The 17,021-nt window shown below is 72.3% G+C and carries 12 protein-coding genes; 3 read left to right on the top strand and 9 right to left on the bottom strand.

All coding sequences use genetic code 11. The features are described 5' to 3' along the window. Positions 1-132: 132 nt before the first annotated feature. Positions 133-3,147, bottom strand: a complete 3,015-nt coding sequence (locus JL475_RS05885) for a bifunctional diguanylate cyclase/phosphodiesterase (RefSeq protein WP_202276088.1) — start codon at positions 3,145-3,147, stop codon at positions 133-135. Between the two features lie 372 nt (positions 3,148-3,519). Beyond that, positions 3,520-4,470, bottom strand: a complete 951-nt coding sequence (locus JL475_RS05880; RefSeq protein ID WP_202276086.1) for a 2-hydroxyacid dehydrogenase — start codon at positions 4,468-4,470, stop codon at positions 3,520-3,522. Between the two features lie 75 nt (positions 4,471-4,545). Here JL475_RS05880 and JL475_RS05875 point away from each other — a divergent pair, with 75 nt between their 5' ends. After that, positions 4,546-5,544: an aldo/keto reductase gene (locus JL475_RS05875; protein WP_202276084.1), complete on the top strand. Its 999-nt coding sequence runs from the start codon at positions 4,546-4,548 to the stop codon at positions 5,542-5,544. 139 nt (positions 5,545-5,683) lie between these two features. After that, a complete protein-coding gene (locus tag JL475_RS05870) occupies positions 5,684-6,844 on the top strand; it encodes a sorbosone dehydrogenase family protein (protein ID WP_202276082.1) in 1,161 nt (386 codons plus the stop codon). Here the strand turns inward: JL475_RS05870 and JL475_RS05865 are convergent. From JL475_RS05865 to JL475_RS05840, 6 genes are all read right to left on the bottom strand, one after another. Further along, positions 6,841-7,035, bottom strand: a complete 195-nt coding sequence (locus JL475_RS05865) for a DUF6191 domain-containing protein (RefSeq protein ID WP_202276080.1) — start codon at positions 7,033-7,035, stop codon at positions 6,841-6,843. The genes JL475_RS05870 and JL475_RS05865 overlap by 4 nt on opposite strands. A gap of 38 nt (positions 7,036-7,073) precedes the next feature. Beyond that, positions 7,074-10,172 (bottom strand): helix-turn-helix transcriptional regulator, encoded by a 3,099-nt coding sequence (locus tag JL475_RS05860; RefSeq protein ID WP_202276362.1) that lies wholly within the window; start codon positions 10,170-10,172, stop codon positions 7,074-7,076. Positions 10,173-10,243: 71 nt separating this feature from the next. After that, positions 10,244-10,429, bottom strand: a complete 186-nt coding sequence (locus JL475_RS05855; RefSeq protein WP_202276078.1) for a hypothetical protein — start codon at positions 10,427-10,429, stop codon at positions 10,244-10,246. A 512-nt stretch (positions 10,430-10,941) separates the two neighbouring features. Next, complete coding sequence (locus JL475_RS05850) at positions 10,942-11,508, bottom strand: GNAT family N-acetyltransferase (protein WP_202276076.1); 567 nt, start codon at positions 11,506-11,508, stop codon at positions 10,942-10,944. Then, entirely contained in the window at positions 11,486-13,741 is a 2,256-nt protein-coding gene (locus JL475_RS05845) for an MMPL family transporter (protein WP_202276072.1), read from the bottom strand. Before JL475_RS05845 ends, JL475_RS05850 begins: the two co-directional genes overlap by 23 nt. Positions 13,742-14,013: 272 nt before the next feature. Beyond that, on the bottom strand, positions 14,014-14,442 hold the full coding sequence (locus tag JL475_RS05840) for a hypothetical protein (protein ID WP_202276071.1): 429 nt from the start codon (positions 14,440-14,442) through the stop codon (positions 14,014-14,016). Positions 14,443-14,628: 186 nt separating this feature from the next. Here JL475_RS05840 and JL475_RS05835 point away from each other — a divergent pair, with 186 nt between their 5' ends. Then, complete coding sequence (locus tag JL475_RS05835; protein ID WP_202276070.1) at positions 14,629-15,432, top strand: cyclopropane-fatty-acyl-phospholipid synthase family protein; 804 nt, start codon at positions 14,629-14,631, stop codon at positions 15,430-15,432. Positions 15,433-15,503: 71 nt separating this feature from the next. Here the strand turns inward: JL475_RS05835 and gatB are convergent, their stop codons facing one another. Further along, positions 15,504-17,018 (bottom strand): Asp-tRNA(Asn)/Glu-tRNA(Gln) amidotransferase subunit GatB, encoded by a 1,515-nt coding sequence (gatB, locus tag JL475_RS05830; RefSeq protein WP_202276068.1) that lies wholly within the window; start codon positions 17,016-17,018, stop codon positions 15,504-15,506. Positions 17,019-17,021 lie beyond the last annotated feature (3 nt).

Here is a 17,021-nt window from a genome sequence, read left to right as displayed (position 1 = left end):
CAAAAGGCAAGCGAGGGGAGCGCGCCGGGCGGGGGCGCTGAGCATCGATGCTCAGCGTCAGCCGACGCGCTTTCCAAGTACGAGAATTCGGGTGCGCATGGCATTGACCCTCCCCCCGGCGTGCACCGACTGTCAAGTGGGTGGGACAGGCGTCTCATCATGTGAGCGCAGAGCCGTGCCACCTCTGAGCATGGTGGCCACCCCCGACGTGTACCCGCCGGAGCCGCCGCCCGCGAACGCGGGTTCGGCCGGCCCGTGCGGCATCGGACAGCGGCCGGCGCCGAGTGCCCTGCGCAGCCGGTACTCGTCCAGGGGTCCGGAGAAGGCCATGCCCTGCCCGTGCGTGCATCCCATCGCGCGGAGGGCGACGACCTGCTCGGGCAGGTCCACCCCGTCGGCCACGGACTGCATCCCGAGGTCGCCGGCGATGCGCAGCAGTCCGCTGGTGATCTTGTGCAGCCGCGCGGACTCGACCACGCCCTCGACCAGGCTGCGGTCGAGTTTGAGCACGTCGACGGGGAGCCGCCTGAGGGCGGTGATCGCCGCGTAGCCGTCGCCGAAGCCGTCCAGGGCGATGCGGACGCCGACGCGCCTGAGGGCGGTCAGGCGGCGCTCCAGCTCGTCCAGGCAGACCCGCGGGTCGGTTTCGGCCACCTCGACGACCAGCGAGCCGGAGGGCAGTCCGTACCGGGTGAGCAGGGCCTCGATCGAGCTGAGCGGCAGCGAGCGGTCCAGCAGCCTGCGGGCACCGAGCCGGACGGCCACGGGCACCGACACCCCCGTCCCCTGCCGTTCGGCGGCCTGTTCGACCGCCTCCTCCAGCAGCCAGCGGTCCAGCTCGGCGGTCTTCTCGCTGTCCTCGGCGACGCGCAGGAACTCCGCGGGGGTGAACAGCACACCCTGCGCGGAACGCCAGCGCGCCTGCGCGCAGACCGAGGTGATCCTGCCGTCCCCCAGGGACACCACCGGCTGGTGCAGCAGCGCGAACTCCCCGTCGTGCAGCGCGGCGCGCAGCCGGGTGGCCAGCTCCGCCCTGCGGACGACGTCCTGCTGCATCTGCGGCCGGTACAGCTCCACCCGGCCCTTGCCGCCGGCCTTGGCCCGGTACATGGCGAGGTCCGCGTTGCGCAGCAGTTCACCCGCGCCGAGGGCCGGTTCGGCGAAGGCGACACCGATGGAGGCGTTGACCCGGACATCGTTGCCGTCGATGAGGTAGGGCTGGGACAGGGTCACTCTGAGACGGTCGGCGAGCTCCAGGATGTGCCGCTCGCGGGCCTCCCGGTCCCGGGCACCGTCGCCCACGATCAGGGCGGCGAACTCGTCGCCGCCCAGCCGGGAGGCGGTGTCGCCCTTGCGGACCGCGTCCCGGAGCCTGCGGGCGGCGTGGACGAGCAGCTCGTCCCCGGCCTGGTGGCCGATGGTGTCGTTGACCGCCTTGAAGCCGTCGAGGTCGATGAAGAGCACGGCCGTGCCCCTGAGGGCGGCGCCCCGGTCGGAGGCGCGGCGGCCGGACAGGGCCTGCTGGACGCGCCGGGTGAACAGGGCGCGGTTGGGCAGGTCGGTCAGCGGGTCGTGTTCGGCGTTGTGCTGGAGCTGCGCCTGCAGGCGCACTCTCTCGGTGACGTCCCGGCTGTTGAAGATGAGGCCGCCGTGGTGCCGGTTGACGGTCGACTCCACGTTCAGCCAGCCTCCCCCGCTCTCGGCTTCTCCCCCACCGCCGGAGCGGAAACGGCACTCGATGCGCGTGGTGGGTTCCTCGACGGGGCTGGCGGCGAGGAAGCGGCGCACCTCGTGCACGACGCAGCCCAGGTCCTCCGGGTGGATGAGCTGGGCCAGTTCCGTACCCACCAGCTCCTCCGCGGGACGGCCGTACACCCCGGCGGCGGCCGGGGAGACGTAGCGGAGCATGCCGCTGGGCGCGGCGATCATGATGACGTCGCTGGAGCCCTGCACCAGGGAGCGGAAGTGGTTCTCCTTGTGCGCCAGCTCCTGGGTGAGGGTGATGTTGTCGAGCAGCATGATGCCCTGGCGCACGACGAGTGCGAGCACCACGGTGCCGCCGGTGAGCAGGACCACGCGGTCGACGCTGCGGCCGTTGAGGACGGTGTAGAGGATGCCCAGGGTGCACACCGCCGCGGCGAGGTACGGGGTGAGCGCGGCGAGGGAACCGGCGATGGGCCGGGAGACCGGATAACGGGCGCGCTCACCGCCGGGCCCGGGGAGATGGTGGTGGCCGGGTCCGCCGCGCTGTCCGGGCAGGTACTCGCGCACCACGCGCGTGTGCCCCTCGTCCTCGGACCGGTCGCTCCTCGGTCCGGTCCAGGGGGCGTACGCCAGGAGCAGTGAGCCGGCGAACCAGCCCGCGTCGAGCAGCTGCCCCGAGCGGTAGGTGTCGTGCAGCAGCGGGGAGGTGAACACGGCGTCGCACATCACGGTGAGCGCGAGCGCGCCGATCGCGGTGTTGACCGCGGAGCGGTTCACCGCCGACCGCCGGAAGTGCAGGGCGAGGACCATGCTGACCAGGGCGATGTCGAGCAGCGGATAGGCCAGCGACAGCGCGGTGTGCGCCACGTCCTCACCGCCGGCCTGCGCGGCCTGGGCGAGCGCGAGGCTCCAGGCGAGGGTGAGCAGGGAGCCGCCGATCAGCCAGGCGTCCAGCCCCAGACAGACCCAGCCGGCCTTGGTCACGGGCCGTTTGGCGAGCACCAGCAGCCCGACGATGGCGGGGGGCGCGAAGCACAGGAAGAACAGGTCCGCGTAGCTGGGGCTGGGCACGGGCAGCCCCAGAACGACCTCGTACCACCCCCAGACCAGGTTGCCCAGGGACGCCATGGCGGAGGAGATGCCGAACAGCAGCCAGGCGGGTCGGAAGCTGATGTGGCGGCCGCGCGCGTAGAGGAAGCAGGACACGGCCGCCGCGGCCGCGGCGGCGCTCAGCCCGAAGTCACCCATGATCAGAGCGAGTCGGTCCGATCCCCAACCAAGCGCGGCCCCGATGGCATAGGCCGCGCAGACGAAGGTCAGGACAAGCTGCGGGACCAGGCCCGCCCGGCGGGCCACGGCCGTCGGGCGGGCCGGCGTCACTCCCGGGGCGGGCTGCGTCCGCACCGCCTCCTCGAGCGTGGACGTGGAGGCCGGCGCGCTCACCGGTCCCTCCCGGTCCGCGCTGCCTCCACGCCCCTCGGATACCGCGACACCCCCGCACTCCCCGGGTTCCGGGGCGCGGGGCGGGGCGGCCACTCGCCGCGGTGCCCCTGGCTGCGCGCAGTCGTGCGCCAGGGTCGCCGACGGCGGCTCCGTCGCGTCGGATCGCTCGTCCATAGGCCGTGCATCGCCCGTCGCCCCCCTCACAGTCCGCAATGTCAATCCCCCGCGCCGATCGGTCAGCGGCGCAGCCCCTGTCGGGACGATACACCAGTCTCGTCACTCAGGGACATAGCTTATCTACTCTCCGTAACGATCACCTGACGCGTGAGCACTCATAGCGTCCGAACGGTCGCGGACCGTGCTCGAAGCGGACTACGCGCTTGCCGCCCCCGTCACCAGGATCACGTTCCGGAGCTCCTCCTGGTTCAGGAAACGGTTCAACTGGTCCACCAGCAACCGCTCGGCACGCGGCCGGAAGGCGGAGGTGGGTCCGCCGGCGTGCGGGCTGATGAGGACGCCCGGCGCCCTCCACAGGGGATGCTCCGCGGGAAGGGGCTCGGGATCGGTGACGTCGAGCGCCGCGGTGATACGGCCGCTCTCCACCTCGGTGAGCAGGGCCGAGGTGTCGACGACGGGTCCCCGCGCCATGTTCACGAGCAGGGCGCCGTCCTTCATCCGGGCCAGGAAGCCGGCGTCCACGAGGTGCCGGGTGGACTCGGTCAGCGGGGTGGCGAGGACGACGACGTCCGCCTCCGGCAGCAGCGAGGGCAGTTCGGTGAACGGATGCACCGGGCCGCGCGCCGTGGTGCGCTCGGAGCGCGCCACGCGCGCCACCCGCGCGAGCTCGAACGGGGTGAGCCGGTCCTCGATCGCCGCGCCGATCGATCCGTACCCCACGATGAGCACGCTCCGGTCGGCGAGCGCGGGCCGGAACCCCCCGAGCCACTCCCCCTTGTCCTGCGCCCGCACGAAATCGGGCAGGCCGCGCAGTGAGGCCAGGATCAGGGCGAGCGTCAGCTCCGCCGTGCTCGCCTCGTGCACACCGCGCGCGTTGCACAGCCGCACACCGGGGCGCAGGTGCCGCAGCCCCGGCTGCACGTGGTCGATGCCGGCGGACAGGGTCTGCACGACCCGGACGGAGCTCATCAGTGGCAGCGGGCGCACTCCGATCTCACTGGGCTTCATGTACGGCACGACGTAGAACACGCAGTCGGCCGGGTCTGCGGGGAAGTCCTCGGCGCCGTCCCAGAAGCGGTACGCGGGCCCCTCGGGAAGGCCTTCGATCTCGTCCGGCGGAAGGGGAAGCCATACGTCAGCAGTCATGGCCAGGAGGCTATGTCAGGGGCGTACGGCGGCAGAGGTTAGGTTGGTGGCCGGGAGAGGGAGGGTCACGACCAGGTGGAGCGCAGGACGATCGGCGCGACGGCGCTCGCGGTGGGGGCCGTCGGACTCGGATGCATGCCGATGAGCTGGGCCTACAGCACCTCGCGACAGCGCGGCGAGGACTCGCTCAGGGCGGTGCACCGGGCACTCGACCTGGGTTCGACGCTGCTGGACACGGCCGACATGTACGGCCCGTTCACCAACGAGCTGCTGTTGGGGCGGGTGTTGAAGGAGCGGCGTGCTGAGGCCTTCGTGTCGACGAAGGTCGGCCTGCTGGTGGGCGATCAGCACATCGTGGCCAACGGCCGCCCCGGGTACGTGAGAAGAGCCTGTGACGCGTCCCTGCGGCGGCTCCAGACGGACGTCATCGACCTCTACCAGCTGCACCGCGCGGACCCGGAGGTACCGGTCGAGGAGACCTGGGGCGCGATGGCCGAACTCGTCCAGGCCGGAAAGGTACGGGCGCTGGGGCTCTGCGCGGTCGGCGCGCGGTCGGCGCGGCGACCGGGGGCGCGGCTGCACGACACGACGATCCGGCAGCTGGAGCGGGTGCAGCAGGTCTTCCCGGTGAGCGCGGTGCAGGCGGAACTGTCGGTGTGGTCGCCGGAGGCGGTGGAGGCGCTGCTGCCGTGGTGCGGGGCACGCGGAGTGGGCTTCCTGGCCGCGATGCCGCTCGGCAACGGCTTCCTGACCGGCACGCTGACACCGGGTGAGGGGTTCGAGGCGGACGATCTGCGCGCCCGGCACCCGCGCTTCACGGCCGAGATGATGGCCGCGAACCAGCCGATCGTGGTCGGCCTGCGCCGTGTCGCCCGCCGGCACGGCCCGGACGTCACCCCGGCGCAGGTGGCCCTGGCCTGGGTGTCGTCCCTGGGCGGGCAGGTGGTCCCGGTGCCGGGTGCCAAGCGGGAGCGGTGGGTCGCCGAGAACGCCGGGGCGGCGGAGCTGCGCCTGACGGAGACGGACCTGGCGGAGATCGCGGCGCTGCCCGCGGCGCAGGGGTCGTGGGAGTGAGGCAGGACCGAGGCAGGACCGAGACGGGGCTGAGCCCGGGCCGCGCGGTGATCGACGATTCGGACTCGCGTGATCGGGAACCTGTGAGGCGCGAGCGGGGTATGACAGGTAGGACCTGCCGCGTCGAAGGGACAAGATCGTGCACCATCGAGCCGTTACGGCCGTGCTGGCCGCCGCTGCGCTTCTGCTGACGGCCGGATGTTCCTCCGACGGCGGAGGGGCGCCGGGCGGAGGCGACACCCCGTCGAGCCGTGCGACGGGGCAGTCCTCGCCCGCGGAGCGCGGCGCCGAGGAGACACCCCCGGCGAAGGGCTCGGTGAAGGTGCTCCGCACGGTCACCGAGGACCTGAACACCCCCTGGGGTCTCGCCCCCCTGGCCGACGGCGATCTGCTGGTGTCCTCCCGGGACGAGGCGACGATCACCCGGGTCGACACGGAGACGGGCGAGAAGTCCGAGCTGGGCGAGGTGCCGGGGGTGGCGCCGGGCGGCGAGGGCGGCCTGCTCGGCATCGCGCTCTCCCCGGAGTTCGCCTCGGACCACATGGTCTACGCCTACTTCACCTCGGCCTCGGACAACCGCATCGTCCGCATGATCTACGACGAGAAGAAGCCCGCGGGCGAGCAGTTGGGCGCACCCGACACCGTCTTCCGCGGCATCCCCAAGGGGGTGGTCCACAACGGCGGCCGGATCGCCTTCGGCCCGGACAAGATGCTGTACGTGGGCACGGGCGAGAGCGGGGACACCGGGCTCTCCCAGGACAAGGAGTCCCTGGGCGGCAAGATCCTCCGGCTGACCCCGGAGGGTGAGCCGGCACCGGGCAACCCGTTCCCCGACTCCCCGGTGTACTCGTACGGCCACCGCAATGTGCAGGGCCTGGCCTGGGACGGCAAACAGCGCCTGTTCGCCTCGGAGTTCGGCCAGAACACCTGGGACGAACTGAACGCGATCAAGCCCGGTGACAACTACGGCTGGCCCGAGGCCGAGGGCTCGTCCGACGACGGCGACTTCCACGATCCGGTGGACCAGTGGAGGACGGACGAGGCCTCCCCCAGCGGCATCGCGTACGCCGAGGGGTCGATCTGGATGGCGGGCCTGCGCGGCGAGCGCCTGTGGCGGATCCCGCTCAAGGGCACGGAGGTTTCGGCGGACCCGCAGGCCTTCCTCGAGGGCGAGTACGGCCGGCTGCGCACGGTGGCGTCGGCCGGCGGCGACAAGCTGTGGCTGGTCACCAGCAACACGGACGGCCGCCTCACCCCGAAGGAGGGCGACGACCGCATCCTGGAGGTACGCGTGAGCTAGGGACCCTCGCCCGGTTCCGGTTCGGGGTGGGTCGGTGACGGGCGTACGACGACCTTTCCGGACGCGAGGTCTATCGGGCCGCGTCCGGGGTCGGCGTCGCCGACGTCCTCCCGGGTCAGCTCCAGCCGCTCCTGCTCGTCGTGGGTGTGTTTGCGGCCGGGTGCGAACAGTTCCTCGAAGGCGTTGAACACCGCTCCCCCTTTCCGGGGCCGCGTGGATACGGCACCCGTTATCCCGCGGCCTGCCGGTCTCCGGCCTCGGTGGGGAAGAGGCCCAGGCGATGGGCCAGTGCCGCCGCCTCGCCCCGGCCGGAGACGCCCAGCTTGGCGAGGATGTTGGACACGTGGACGCTGGCCGTCTTCGGTGAGATGAACAGCTGCTCGGCGATGCGGCGGTTGGTGTGGCCGGCGGCCACCAGGCGCAGGACGTCACGTTCCCGGCCGGTGAGGCCGAGGGCGTCGGCCGGATCCGTGGGCGCCGGGGCGGGCTCCCGGGTGGCGGTGGCCGGTGCGAGGCGGGCGCGCCGGGCCAGCAGGGCGACCGACCGGGCCAGCGGGGCGGCTCCGAGGTGCTCGGCGACGGCTCCGGACAGCCGCAGCAGCTCCGTGGCGCGGGCGCGCTCGTCCTCGCCCGCCCCGGAGGCGAGCAGCGCCTCGGCGAGCCGGAAGCGGACCCGCGCGAGGTCGTAGGGCCGCTCCAGCGGTTCCAGCGCGGCGACGGCGGCGGCCCACTCCCCCGGCGCCGACCGGCCCTCGGCGCGCAGCAGTTCGGCGCGCATCCACACCTCGTACGCCTGCCACAGCGGTACGCCGGTCGCCAGGGTCTTGGCTGCCGCGCGGAGGCGTCCGAGGATCCGCGGGCGGTCCGGTTCGGCGGCCGGGTCGCCGTGGGCGTCGGCCTCGGCGGTCGCGGCGGCGAGCAGCAGCGGCCAGCCGTAGCGCTGGGTGCCGGGTGGGAACCCGAAGTCGAAGTCGCCGAGAGCGGTGAGCAGTTCGGTCCGGGCGTCGGTGAGGCGGCCCTCGGCGGCGGCTGTCCCGATGGCGACCCAGGCCATCGGCAGGGAGTACTGCGGCATGGAGTCGTGGGTGCCGAAGGAGGCGCGGGCCGCGCCGAGATGACGGTGCGCGGTGGCCAGCTCGCCCCGGTCGAGGGCGAGATGGGCCAGCCGCATCCAGGCCCCGGCCCGCGGCTTGGCGCTCTGCTCCAGGTGCTGGGCTCCGGCTGCGGCCTCGGCCGCCTCGTCCCAGCGACCGAGGGAGTGGAGGGACTCGGCGAGGTTGCCCCACACCCAGCCCTCCGCGTCCAGCAGCCCGAGCCTGCGGGTGACCCGCACGCCTTCGCGCAGGAGTCCGGCCGCTTCCTCCGAGCGGCCGATGCCTTCGAGGACGGAGGGCAGGTTGATGTGGCTGCGGCCCACCACCGTGTCCACACCCAGTTCGGTCGCCCGCTCCTTGACCTCGTACATCTCTGCGAGGCCGGCGTCGATGGCGCCGGCGTCGACCATGAGGCCCCCCAGGGTGAGCCGGGCGTTGAGTTCGATGTCGTGGGCGCCGACCATGCGCGCGTACTCGACGGCCCGTTCGGCGGCGGCCATGGCGTCGGGGCCCGGTTCGTGCAGCATGGACCAGCCGGCGGCGGAGGCGAGCACCTCGGCATGCACCTCGGAGGGCGGCAGGCCGCGCACCAGGTCCTGGGCGAAGCCGAGTTCGGTCCGGCCGTCGCCCCGGGAGAGGGACGTGGTCAGCCGGGAGCGCTGCACCCAGAACCAGGCGGCGCGCAGCGGGTCCGGTTCCTCCTCGAGGACGCGCAGGGCCCGCTTGGTGATCTTCATGGCACGTTCGCGTTCCCCGCAGAGCCGCCCGGCGACGGCCGCCTCGGCCATCAGGTCGAGGTAGCGCAGGGGGGCGTTCTCGGGGTCACTGCCGCTGGAGGTCCCCCCACGCCCTTCAGGCAGCGGGGGAGGGTGGATCGCGGCGTAGTCGGCGGGGCGCAGGGTGGCCCGCAGATCGTCGGGGACGGCGTCCCAGAGTTCCATCGCCCTTTCCAGCAGGCCCAGTTGCTCGGAGTAGGCGTGACGCCGGCGGGCCTCGACGGAGGCGTCGAGGACGGCGGGCAGCGCTTTGGCCGCGTCGTGGGCGTGGTACCAGTAGCTGGCCAGGCGCGTCACCCGCTCGTCGGCGGGCACGGGCGTGGGGTCGGCCTCCAGGGCCTCGGCGTAGCGGCGGTTGAGGCGGGAGCGTTCGCCGGGCAGCAGGTCGTCGCTGACGGCCTCGCGGACCAGGGAGTGGCGGAAGCGGTAGCCGTCGCGGTCGGGCGCGGGCGTGAGGATGCCGGCGTTCACCGTCGAGCGCAGCGCGTCGAGGAGGTCGTCCTCGGCGAGCCGGGCGACGGCGGCCAGCAGCCGGTACTCGACGGTGGAGCCGCCCTCGGCGACGAACCGGACCACCTGCTGGGCGCTCTCCGGCAGGCGCTCGACCCTGACCAGGAGCAGATCGCGCAGGGAGTCGGTGAGACCGGTGCGGCAGCCCTCGCGGGAGGCGACGGCGAGTTCCTCGACGAAGAAGGCGTTGCCGTCGGAGCGTTCGAAGATCTCGTCGACGCGGTCCGGTTCGGGTTCCCGGGCGAGGATGCCGGCCATCTGACGGCCGACCTCCTCGCGGTTGAAACGGGGGAGTTCGATGCGGTGGACCGTGCGGAGCCGGTCGAGTTCGGCGAGGAGGGGGCGCAGCGGGTGGCGGCGGTGGATGTCGTCGGAGCGGTAGGTGGCGAGGACGACGAGACGGCCGGTGCGCAGGGTGCGGAAGAGGTAGGAGAGCAGATGCCGGGTGGAGGCGTCCGCCCAGTGCAGGTCCTCCAGGGCGAGGACGACGGTGTGCTCGGCGGCGACGCGCTCCAGCAGGCGGGCGGTGAGTTCGAAGAGGCGGGCCATGCCCTGTTCGTCGCGCCGGGCCTCGGGGGCGACGGCGCCGAGTTCGGGCAGCAGGCGGGCCAGTTCCTCCTCCTGTCCGGCGGCCGCGGCGGCGAGTTGGCCGGGCAGTTCGCGGCGCAGCCCGCGCAGGGCGGTGGAGAAGGGGGCGAAGGGCAGCCCGTCGGCGCCGATCTCGACGCAGCCGCCGAGCGCGACGACCGCTCCCCGGCGGCGGGCCTCGGCGGCGAACTCCTCGACGAGGCGGGTCTTCCCGACGCCGGCCTCTCCCCCGATGAGCAGCGCCTGCGGCTCGCCCACGCCTGCGGTGGCGCGGACGAGCGCGGTGTTCAACGCGTCGAGTTCACCGGCACGGCCGACGAACACGGGACTGACGGTCCTGGTCTCCACGGCCCCGAGCATCGCACGAGGGTCCGACATCGCGGCACCGGTTTTCACCGAGTGGAGCGCCACCGGGCAGCGCTCGTCGGTGTTCATACGGCTCGGGCGAACCGGTGTCGGCGTGGGTCGCGGCTATGGCTCTCGGGCCCGGCGCCCCGCGCCGCGGCTCCGCGGCGGGCGGCGCGCTCGAGGCGGACGGCCTCGCTGGCCTGGTGCTCCTGCTCGGCCTCGCGGATGAGCTCGGCGGAACGGTACTTGTGGATCTCGTACTCGTACATGGTGTGATCCCTCGGAGAGTGGGTGTCGGACATCGCTTTCCGCGATGCCTCCACCTTCGTCTCCCAGGCGGGCCGGCCACATCGGAAGAGTTCCGCATCTTCGGCGACCGTCGGGGCCTTAGACATGCGGCAGGACACGGGTGAGGGGCCTTAGGCCGTCCACGAGGCTCGTGGACGGCCTAAGGCCTGTCCGGCGGATCACGTCGCAGGAAAGCGACGGCGCCCTCATCAGCTCCGGTGAGCGGGGGCGATGGGGGTCCCTCCGCTCATGGGGGTCCCCCCGCTCATGGGGGTCCCTCCCGCTCGAGCGAAGCCGAGAGTGGGGGAGAAGCCGAGAGTGGGGGAGCGTGCAGCTGCAAGGCGGAGGAGGGAGTCGACGCGGTGGGGTCCCCCTGCTCGAAGAGCTCGGGGGAGTGCGTGCCGGACCCCGCGTCTGCGGCAGGATCCGCCGGACAGGCCCTAAGGCCCCGTGATCGCTGTGCGCCCCGGACGACGGCTTCGGAGGGCGGGCGCTATCGGTCCGCACGTGCGCGTGCACGCCGCCATTCGGGGGCCAGGACCGACCACACCTCCAGGTCGTGCCGTACGCCGTGGTGGAGATGGGCCTCGCGCCGCACCCCGTCCCGGGTCATGCCGAGCCGGCGGGCGGTGTCGAGGCTGGGCTCGTTGCCGGCGGCGGCGACCCACTCCACGCGGTGGATGCCGCGCTGCTCCACCGCCCAGTCGATCAGCACCCGCATCGCGCGGGTGACGAGCCCGCGCCCGGTGGCGGCGGGCTCGAGCCAGCAGCCCACCTCACAGGTGCCGTTCTCGGCGTCGAAGTGGAGGGTGAGCACCCCGCCCACGAGCCTGCCGTCCAGCCACAGGCCGTGCAGCGAGGCCGTGTCGGCGGCGCGGAAGTCGGCGTACCGCTGGAGCGCCTCCCGCGCGGTGGGCACGTCGGTGGCCCGGGAGCCGAAGGGGACGTACTGGTTGATGAACTCCCGGCCCCGCTCCAGATGGGCGAGGAACTCCTCCGCGTGCCAGGGCTCCAGGGGGCGCAGTTCGGCTCCGTCGTCACCCAGTCGTATCGCGTACATCCCGGTTCCGCCCCTCCTGCTGTGCGGGCACGGTCGCCACCCCGGCGTCCGTGGTCGTAGCCATGGCCAGCTTTTCATGGGCGGCACGGGCCTCGGGAGGCTCGATGCTGATGCGCGGCAGGATGCGGTCCAGCGAGCGCGGCAGCCACCAGTTGGCCCCGCCGAGCAGATGCATGAGCGCGGGGACCAGCAGGGTCCGCAGCACGAAGGCGTCGAGGGCGACGGCCACGGCGAGCGCGATGCCGAACATGGCGATCACGCGGTCGCCGGTCAGGACGAAGGCGAGGAAGACCGAGATCATGATGACGGCCGCGGAGTTGATCACCCTGCTGGTCTCCGCGAGGCCGACCCGTACCGCGCGCCGGTTGTCACCGGTCTCCAGCCATTCCTCGTACATGCGGCTGATCAGGAAGACCTGGTAGTCCATGGAGAGTCCGAAGAGGACCGACACCATGATCACGGGAAGGAAGGGTTCGATGGGGCCCGCGCTGCCGAGGCCGAGCAGTTCGCTGCCCCAGCCCCACTGGAAGATCGCCACGACCACGCCGAAGGCGCCGGCGACGGCGGCCACGTTCATCGCTGCGGCCTTGAGCGGTATGGCGATGGACCGGAAGGCGAGCAGGAGCAGCAGACAGCCCAGGCCGACGACGACACCCACGAACAGGGGCAGCTTGCCGACGATGACGTCGGCGAAGTCGTCGTAGCCGGCCGTCACCCCACCGACCTGTACATCGAGGGCGGTACCGGCCTCGGCGCGCGGCAGCACGTCCTGGCGCAGCCGGTCGACGAGATCGCTGGTCTGCTTCGACTGCGGGGAGGACTCGGGTACCACGGTGAGGTACGCGGTGTCACCGCCGGAGCTGTGGACCACCGGTCCCACGGACGCGACGCCCTCGGTCTCGCTCAGCGTGGGGCCGAGCCGGTCCAGGGCGAGTCGGTCGGCGGCGCCGTCGACCTCGGTGACGAGGGTGAGGGGGCCGTTGACCCCGGGCCCGAAGCCGTCGGCGAGGAGGTCGTAGGCCTGGCGGGTGGTGGATGTCCTGGGGGCGTTGCCCTGGTCGGAGGTGCCGAGGTGCAGGGAGAAGGTGGGCAGTGCCAGCACCGCCATCACGACCAGCGCGAGTGCGCCGAGCAGCCTGGGGTGGCGCTCGACGAACGCCGACCAGCGGGCGGCGAAGCCGGTGGGCAGCTCGGGCTGGGGGCCGTGTTCCGCCAGTCGGCGCCGCTCGCGGCGGTTGAGCGCGCGCATGCCGATGAACGACAGCAGGGCGGGCAGCAGGGTGATGGAGGCGGCAACGGTCAGCACGACGGTGAGTGAGGCCGCGACGGCGACGCCGTTGAGGAAGTTCAGCCGGAGGATCAGCATGCCCAGCAGGGCTATGCACACGGTGGCACCCGCGAACACGACCGCGCGCCCGGTGGTGGCGACGGCCTCGGTGGCGGCCTCGGTGACGGACAGCCCGCGCTTCAGTCCGCGCCGGTGCCTGGTCACGATGAACAGCGCGTAGTCGATGCCGACGCCGAGTCCGATCAGCATGCCGAGCATGGGCGCGAAGTCGGCGACGGTCATCACGTGCCCGAGCAGCACGATTCCGGCGTAGGCGGTGCCGACCCCGACCAGCGCGGTGGCGATGGGGAGCAGCGAGGCGGCGAGCGAGCCGAAGGCGAGGAAGAGCACGACGGCGGCGACGACCACACCGACGACCTCGGCGAGGTGTCCCTCGGGGGCCTCGGTCAGTGCGGCGGCGCTGCCGCCCACCTCGACCCGCAGTCCGTCGCTCTCCGCGGCCTGGGCCACCTCGAGCACGGCGGCAGCCTCGGCCGGGTCGATGTCCTTGGCCGGGTCGTCGAAGGTGACGGTGGCGTAGGCGGTGCGGCCGTCCGCACTGATCCGGCCGGGGCCCTGGGCGTCGTACGGGCCGGTCACGGCGGTGACGCCGGGCAGTTCCCCGATCCGGTCCAGGGTGCGGGTCATGGTCTGTTCGACGCCGGTGTCCCGCACACTGCCGGTCGGGGTGTGCCAGACGAGGGTGTCACTGTCGCCCCCGAGGGCCGGGAACCCTTCGTGCAGCAGTTCGGCGGCGTGTCCGGACTCGGTGCCAGGCACGTCGTAGTCGTTCGAGTACGCGGATCCGGTCGCGAAGGCTCCTGCCGCGACCCCGCCGAGGGCGAGGAGCCACAGCAGGACCGTGATCAGACGGCGTCGGACACACCAGCGTGCGAGGGCTGCCACGAAACGTGCTCCCAAAGTGACGGTGTGGATCTTTGATCGGGAGCAGTCGACATGACCGGAAAAACCCGCAAAGAACGCATGAGCAATGCAATGCAACTGTTACAGGCAAAAGTGATCGATTGTGACATTCGTGGCCTTCTTCACAGCGCCGAGGAGCGACTCACCGGACGAACGCACCGCCTCCACCACCGGACGTGACTCAGCTCATCCCTCACTCGTCCATTCCGACCCGCGATTCAGCCACACCAGGCGCATCAGCGGCATCAGCCGCATCAATCGAATTGGTCCCCCAACGCCATCACCATCAGCCCCGCGACCAACAGCCACAGCGCCCTGCGGGTCCGGCCGCGTGAGCCCAGTACGGCGGCGAGGGCGCAGCCGCCGGCCCCGCCGGCGTAGGCCACCGGGACGAGGAGCGGAGCGGAGCCGGCGAGCCGGAGCAGGGCGGCGGCCAGTCCCGCGAGGGCGAGCACCACGCCGGTGCAGACCGCGACCCACCGCGCCCTGCGCGCCTCCCGCTCGTCGGCTCCGACGTCCTCTTCCCCGGCGGTCCCGTCCTCGTCCTCAGCCGTCCCGTCGGTCTCGGTATCCTCGGCGGTCCCGACGGCGCTCGCCTCCTCGTCGGCGTCGGCGTCCTGCGGCGCGTCGGCCGGCTCCACCCGGGTCTTCAAGGGTGTGTCGGAATCTGCGCGTCCACTCATGCCGCGGGAGCGTATCGCCTCGGGCTCGGAAACCCGGATGCGGGGGCGGTGGCCACCTGTTAGCGTCCATCGGTCCGACGTTCCGCGGCAGCCCGCCGCCGGCCGAAGCAGGTGCTTTGATGACTGTCCGCCCGATTTCCGACGCAGTCCTTTCCCTCCACACGGACCCGAGGAGCCCGTTCACCCATGTCGGACATCACATCGAACACCCCGCACGACGACCTCACTAGCCGCCTGGCCCTCCCCCGCTACCCCCGCAGCAGCGCCTACGACGCCCGCTGGACCATCGAGAACCAGATGGGCCCGCACGCGCTGTGGCTGCTGGAGTGGCTGGCCCCGGCCCTCGGCCTCGACACCCTGCGCCCCGGTGCGCGCGTGCTCGACCTGGGCTGCGGACGCGCCATGACGTCCGTCTTCCTGGCCAGGGAGTACGACGTTCAGGTCACCGCCGCCGACCTGTGGATCAAGCCCGACGAGAACGCGCGCCGCATCACCGAGGCGGGCGTCGCCGACCGGGTGCTGCCGGTTCTCGCCGAGGCGCACGACCTGCCCTTCGGGGAGGAGGGCTTCGACGCGATCGTCTCCATCGACGCGTACCACTACTTCGGCACCGACGATCTGTACCTGCCGACGCTGACCCGGCTGCTCAAGCCGGGTGGGCGGATCGGTGTCGTCGTCCCGGCGACCCGCGAGGAACTCGAGGGCACCGAGCCGCCGGAGCATCTGAAGCCCTTCTGGGAGCCCGCCTTCTGGTCCTTCCACTCCCCCGACTGGTGGCACCGCCACTGGTCCCGCAGCGGGGCGGTGGAGGTCGAGGCGGCCGACTGGCAGCCGGACGGCTGGCGGGACTGGCTGCTGTGGAGCGAGGTGTGCGCCGAGGAGAGCTCCAGCGACTTCATGGCGGGCATGGCACGGACCTCGGCGGAGATGGTGCGCGCGGACCGCGGGCGGACACTGGGCTTCGCCCGCGTGGTGGGCCGGCGCGTCTGACCGGTCGCCGCCGACCGCATGCCGAGGGGGTGCACCGGACACCGGTGCACCCCCCTGACCGCTGTGCCGGCTCAGCCCTCGCCGACGCCCAGCTTCTGAAGGATCAGCTCCTTCACACGGGCCGCGTCCGCCTGGCCGCGGGTGGCCTTCATGACCGCGCCGACCAGCGCGCCGACCGCGGCGACCTTGCCGCCGCGGATCTTGTCCGCGATGGCCGGGTTGCCGGCGATGGCCTCCTCCACGGCCGTGGTGAGCGCGCCCTCGTCGGACACGACCTTCAGACCGCGCTTGTCGACGACCTCGTCCGGGGTGCCCTCACCGGCGAGCACGCCCTCGATGACCTGGCGGGCCAGCTTGTCGTTGAGGTCTCCGGCGTTCACCAGCTCGGCGACCCGGGCGACCTGCGCCGGCGTGATCGCCAGCTCGTCGAGCGCCTTGGCGGACTCGTTGGCGGCGCGGGCCAGCTCGCCCATCCACCACTTGCGGGCGGAGGCCGCGTCCGCCCCGGCGTCGATCGTGGCGACGATCAGGTCCAGCGCACCGGCGTTGAGGATCGCCTGCATGTCGGTGGCGGTCACGCCCCACTCCTCGCGGAGCCGGTTGCGGCGCACCAGCGGCAGCTCGGGCAGCCCGGCGCGCAGTTCCTCGACCCACTCGCGGGACGGCGCCACCGGGACCAGGTCGGGCTCCGGGAAGTACCGGTAGTCCTCGGCCTCCTCCTTCACGCGGCCGGAGGTCGTCGACCCCGTGTCCTCGTGGAAGTGCCGGGTCTCCTGGATGATCGTCCCGCCGTCGTTCAGCACGGCGGCGTGCCGCTGGATCTCGAAGCGGGCGGCGCGCTCCACGGACCGCAGCGAGTTGACGTTCTTCGTCTCCGAGCGGGTGCCGAACTTCTCCCGCCCGTGCGGGCGCAGCGACAGGTTGACGTCGCAGCGCATCTGGCCCATCTCCATCCGGGCCTCGGACACGCCGAGCGCCCGGATGAGCTCGCGCAGCTCACGGACGTAGGCCCGGGCGACCTCGGGGGCACGCTCGCCCGCTCCCTCGATCGGCTTGGTGACGATCTCGATCAGCGGGATGCCGGCGCGGTTGTAGTCGAGCAGGGAGTGGGACGCGCCGTGGATACGGCCGGTGGCGCCGCCGACGTGCGTCGACTTGCCGGTGTCCTCCTCCATGTGGGCGCGCTCGATGTCCACGCGGAAGGTCTCGCCGTCCTCCAACTGCACGTCGAGGTAGCCGTTGAAGGCGATCGGCTCGTCGTACTGGGAGGTCTGGAAGTTCTTCGGCATGTCCGGATAGAAGTAGTTCTTCCGGGCGAAGCGGCACCACTCGGCGATCTCGCAGTTCAGCGCGAGGCCGATCTTGATCGCGGACTCGACGCCTGTCGCGTTGACGACGGGGAGCGCGCCCGGCATGCCGAGGCAGACGGGGCAGGTCTGGGTGTTGGGGTCGGCGCCCAGTGTGGTCGAGCAGCCGCAGAACATCTTGGTCCTGGTGCCGAGCTCGACATGGACCTCGAGGCCCATGACGGGGTCGTAGGACGCCAGCGCGTCCTCGTACGACACCAGGTCGGTCGTGGTGGTCACGGT

Origin of the sequence: Streptomyces sp. M2CJ-2 (assembly GCF_016757295.1) — a bacterium.
Lineage (GTDB): Bacteria > Actinomycetota > Actinomycetes > Streptomycetales > Streptomycetaceae > Streptomyces.
The sequence above is the reverse complement of the archived record's forward strand: the minus strand, read 5'-3'. Positions and strand labels throughout refer to the sequence as shown.

Coding starts and splice junctions, on each gene's coding strand:
- JL475_RS05840 (WP_202276071.1), bottom strand. CDS start 14,442: ATGAGTGGACGCGCAGATTCCGACACACCCTTGAAGACCCGGGTGGAG.
- JL475_RS05835 (WP_202276070.1), top strand. CDS start 14,629: ATGTCGGACATCACATCGAACACCCCGCACGACGACCTCACTAGCCGC.
- JL475_RS05850 (WP_202276076.1), bottom strand. CDS start 11,508: ATGTACGCGATACGACTGGGTGACGACGGAGCCGAACTGCGCCCCCTG.
- JL475_RS05855 (WP_202276078.1), bottom strand. CDS start 10,429: ATGTACGAGTACGAGATCCACAAGTACCGTTCCGCCGAGCTCATCCGC.
- JL475_RS05860 (WP_202276362.1), bottom strand. CDS start 10,172: ATGCTCGGGGCCGTGGAGACCAGGACCGTCAGTCCCGTGTTCGTCGGC.
- JL475_RS05880 (WP_202276086.1), bottom strand. CDS start 4,470: ATGACTGCTGACGTATGGCTTCCCCTTCCGCCGGACGAGATCGAAGGC.